At 50.6% G+C, this 1,985-nt stretch carries 1 protein-coding gene; it reads right to left on the bottom strand.

From position 1 onward, the window contains the following. Positions 1-1,985: beta strand repeat-containing protein (locus tag KZH69_RS20325; RefSeq protein WP_219319295.1), on the bottom strand; the 1,985-nt coding region annotated here is incomplete at both ends.

The following is a 1,985-nucleotide window of genomic DNA, read 5'->3' as shown; positions in this document are numbered from 1 at the left end:
TAATTGATAGTTGACTCCATTTTCAGAATTTGCCAAACCAACGGCAACACCGGTTCCTCCTGCGCAATAGGCAGCAGTTCCCGTTACGGCGTAGGCAATTGGTAAAGCGGTAATGCTTACCACAGCGCTTCCGGTCATGGTATTGGTACAGCTACCGACTGTTTTCGTAGCCAGTACAGTATAAGTAGCAGCTGTAGTTTGGTTGCCAAAAGAAATTGCTGCGCCTGTTCCGGACACAGGACTTCCCACATCAGTAGCTCCATTTTTTAATTGATAGTTAACGCCCGATTCGGAATTTGCCAAACCAACGGCAACACCGGTTCCTCCTGCGCAATAGGCAGCAGTTCCCGTTACGGCGTAGGCAATTGGCAAAGCGGTAATGCTTACCACAGCGCTTCCGGTCATGGTATTGGTACAGCTACCTGCTGTTCTTGTAGCTAGTACGGTATAAGTTGCTGCAGCTGTTTGGTTGCCAAAAGAAATTGCTGTGCCTGTTCCAGACACTGGACTTCCCACATCGGTAGCTCCATTTTTTAATTGATAGTTAACGCCCGATTCGGAATTTGCTAAACCAACGGCCACACCGGTTCCTCCTGCGCAATAGGCAGCAGTTCCCGTTACGGCGTAGGCAATTGGCAAAGCGGTAATGCTTACCACAGCGCTTCCGGTCATGGTATTGGTACAGCTACCGGCTGTTTTCGTAGCCAGCACGGTATAAGTGGCAGCTGTAGTTTGGTTGCCAAAAGAAATTGCTGCGCCTGTTCCGGACACTGGACTTCCCACATCGGTGGCTCCATTTTTTAATTGATAGTTAACGCCCGATTCGGAATTTGCCAAACCAACGGCCACACCGGTTCCTCCTGCGCAATAGGCGGCAGTTCCCGTTACGGCGTAGGCAATTGGCAAAGCGGTAATGCTTACCACAGCGCTTCCGGTCATGGTATTGGTACAGCTACCGGCTGTTTTCGTGGCCAACACGGTATAAGTAGCAGCTGTAGTTTGGTTGCCAAAAGAAATTGCTGCCCCGGTTCCGGACACTGGACTTCCAACATCGGTGGCTCCATTTTTTAATTGATAGTTAACGCCCGATTCGGAATTTGCCAAACCAACGGCCACACCGGTTCCTCCTGCGCAATAGGCAGCAGTTCCCGTTACGGCGTAGGCAATTGGCAAAGCGGTAATGCTTACCACAGCGCTTCCGGTCATGGTATTGGTACAGCTACCTGCTGTTTTCGTAGCCAGCACGGTATAAGTAGCAGCTGTAGTTTGGTTGCCAAAAGAAATTGCTGCGCCTGTTCCGGACACTGGACTTCCCACATCAGTAGCTCCATTTTTTAATTGATAGTTAACGCCCGATTCGGAATTTGCCAAACCAACGGCAACACCGGTTCCTCCTGAGCAATAGGCAGCAGTTCCCGTTACGGCGTAGGCAATTGGCAAAGCGGTAATGCTTACCACAGCGCTTCCGGTCATGGTATTGGTGCAGCTACCGGCTGTTTTCGTGGCCAGCACGGTATAAGTAGCAGCTGTAGTTTGGTTGCCAAAAGAAATTGCTGCCCCGGTTCCAGACACCGGACTTCCCACATCAGTAGCTCCATTTTTTAATTGATAGTTAACGCCCGATTCGGAATTTGCCAAACCAACGGCAACACCGGTTCCTCCTGCGCAATAGGCGGCAGTTCCCGTTACGGCGTAGGCAATTGGCAAAGCGGTAATGCTTACCACAGCGCTTCCGGTCATGGTATTGGTGCAGCTACCTGCTGTTTTCGTGGCCAACACGGTATAAGTAGCAGCTGTAGTTTGGTCTCCAAAAGAAATTGCTGTGCCTGTTCCAGACACAGGACTTCCCACATCGGTAGCTCCATTTTTTAATTGATAGTTAACGCCCGATTCGGAATTTGCCAAACCAACGGCAACACCGGTTCCTCCTGCGCAATAGGCAGCAGTTCCCGTTACGGCGTAGGCAATTGGCAAAGCGGTAATGC

Source organism: Flavobacterium taihuense, assembly GCF_019351435.1.
Taxonomy (GTDB): domain Bacteria; phylum Bacteroidota; class Bacteroidia; order Flavobacteriales; family Flavobacteriaceae; genus Flavobacterium; species Flavobacterium taihuense.
Note: the sequence above shows the minus strand (reverse complement) of the source record. Positions and strands in the feature narration are given on the sequence as shown.